The organism is Colwellia sp. (assembly GCF_013215345.1).
Classification (GTDB): Bacteria; Pseudomonadota; Gammaproteobacteria; order Enterobacterales; family Alteromonadaceae; genus Colwellia.
Map to the genome: position 1 here is coordinate 1 of NZ_JABSOV010000243.1, position 2,339 is coordinate 2,339.

A 2,339-nucleotide genomic window follows, 5' to 3' on the forward strand; every position below is an offset into this window, starting at 1 on the left:
GGTGACCAAGGTGATTATTATGCCTTGATCTGATCGCTACATGTTCTATAAGTTCAATTTATAATGATCTTGCCGTGGCATTTATCTCTCGCTTAACTTTCTATTTCGCTCTCTTTTGGCAAGTCAGCAGCATGCTGTTATGATACCGCCATTATTTATTACCTCTAAGCAGACATGGCCCTTAAAGCAACTATATACAAAGCCAATATCGAACTTGCCGATATGGATCGTAATTATTACGACAGCTTGCAACTTACCATCGCCCAACACCCTTCTGAAACGCCACAACGAGTAATGGTGCGTTTAATGGCGTTTATCCTCAATGCTCACCAAGACTTAAGGTTTGGTAAAGGTTTGAGTGATGAAACCGAAGCCGCACTTTGGCAAGTTAATTACAGTGATGAAATTAGCCTGTGGATTGAACTAGGTCAACTGGATGAAAAACGCCTGAAAAAAGCCTGTAACCAAGCAAAAGCGGTAAAGCTTTATTGTTATGGCACTAGCGTGAATACTTGGTGGTCACAAGTTGAGCAAAACATGAATAAATTTGACCGCTTAACCATAGAGCAATTCGAGCCAAGTACCTGTGAAGCTTTAGTTAAGCTACTTAGCCGAAATATGGATTTTCAATGCAGTATTCAAGATGGCCAAATGTGGTTAACTTCTGGTGAAGAAACCCTATTGGTTGAAACCATTAAACTCAAGTAAGAGACTCGCCTATCATGACGAAAAGAACAACAAAAACAATGACTAGATCCTGTACTAAAGTGCGCTTAAAGCCCGTTATCTTGGCAACATCACTAACGTTAGTCGCGCTAGCCAGTTTATCGCTAACCGGCTGTAGTAATATAGATTTTGGCTCTGGCGAGAATAGCCAGAAAAGTGTTGAGGCGAACATAGATAACACCATCACCCTAGCGCAAGTGACTAAAGATGTTACTTACCTAGCCAGTGATGAACTTAAAGGCAGAAGTAACTTCACCTTGGAAATCCGCCAAGCAGCTGACTTTATCGCTAAACGCTTTAACGAAGTTGGCCTAGTGCCAGCACAGAGCGCACCAAACTTTAAACAATATTATTCAGTGCAAAAGATAACCCCGGCTGCGCTTAGTGTTAAAATTAATGGTCAAGTTATTGCCAGTGAATCATTAGCAATGGCAACAACAGAAGCAGACATTGCATGGCAGCTTAGCTCTGGCAGTAAAAGCCAAACGGTCAATACAGTGATGATTGGTGAAAATGATAATTTACGTAAATCGCTACGTGAATTAAATAACCAAGGTGGTCAGCATCTAGTTTTACTACACCCAAAACATGAAAAGAGCTTCAAGCGTTATCAAAGTTACTTTGCTCGCGGGCTAACTAAGTTAGTTAGCCATATAGGTAGTAACTTAGAAAATGGCGCAGAAAGTGAAAATGCACAAGGCGGCGTGATAGTTGTCGCGTTAACGGACATTAGCAAAGTAAAATCTTTTAGCGTTAAAGGCAATGCCAAGGTTACTGATACTAGCTTAAATAATGTCGTTGGCATTTTACCCGGTAAAAGCAAGCCAAATGAGATTGTACTTTATTCCGCACATTATGATCACTTAGGTGTTAAACCGAGTGTTGATGGAACACCTAGCAATAAAGCCCAGCAAGGTAATCAAATATTTAATGGTGCCGATGATGATGCTTCAGGTGTTTCCGCCATTATCAATTTAGCCAATCATTTTGCCAAAATGGGCAATAATGAAAGAACCTTAATGTTCGCCGCTTTTAGTGCCGAAGAGATTGGTGGTTTTGGCTCACGTCATTTTTCTAGCCAAGTAGACCCACAGCAAATTACCGCCATGATTAACATTGAAATGATTGGTAAACCTGCGGTCTTTGGTGAAGGTACTGTCTGGATGACGGGTATGGATAGATCAAATCTTGGTGAGCAATTAAACCAAGCGCTGGCACCACAAAACTTAAAAGTTTATGCCGACCCTTATCCTAAACAAAACTTATTCTATCGCTCGGATAATGCCACCTTAGCTCGACTAGGTGTTCCTGCACATAGCTTTAGTAGTACTCAACTCGACAAGGACCAACATTATCATCAAGTCACCGATGATATTAACAGCTTGAACTTACCATCAATGTTGCAAGTTATTAAAATGTTGGCAATAGCGACAACGCCACTGGTTGACGGTTCAATTACACCTTCACGTATTGATGCTAACAAAGTAAAACGTAACGGACTTATTTACTAGGTGCTGTTACTAGGGACTTTTGCTAGGAAGCTTAGCTAAAGGCTTAGTTTATTTAATGAGTTAAAGAGTAATGATTGTCGCTAGGGAGTTAAATAACTAACT

General features: G+C 40.5%; 2 protein-coding genes. Both read left to right on the top strand.

The window, feature by feature from the left end:
* The first annotated feature begins 174 nt into the window (after positions 1 to 174).
* Positions 175 to 708 carry a YaeQ family protein gene (locus HRT50_RS18650; RefSeq protein WP_291617305.1) on the top strand — a complete coding sequence of 178 codons (534 nt, stop codon included), beginning with the start codon at positions 175 to 177 and terminating at the stop codon, positions 706 to 708.
* A gap of 38 nt (positions 709 to 746) precedes the next feature.
* The gene (locus HRT50_RS18655; protein WP_291617308.1) at positions 747 to 2,237 is read left to right on the top strand and encodes a M20/M25/M40 family metallo-hydrolase; all 1,491 of its coding nucleotides are present in this window, start codon (positions 747 to 749) and stop codon (positions 2,235 to 2,237) included.
* Positions 2,238 to 2,339: the final 102 nt, after the last annotated feature.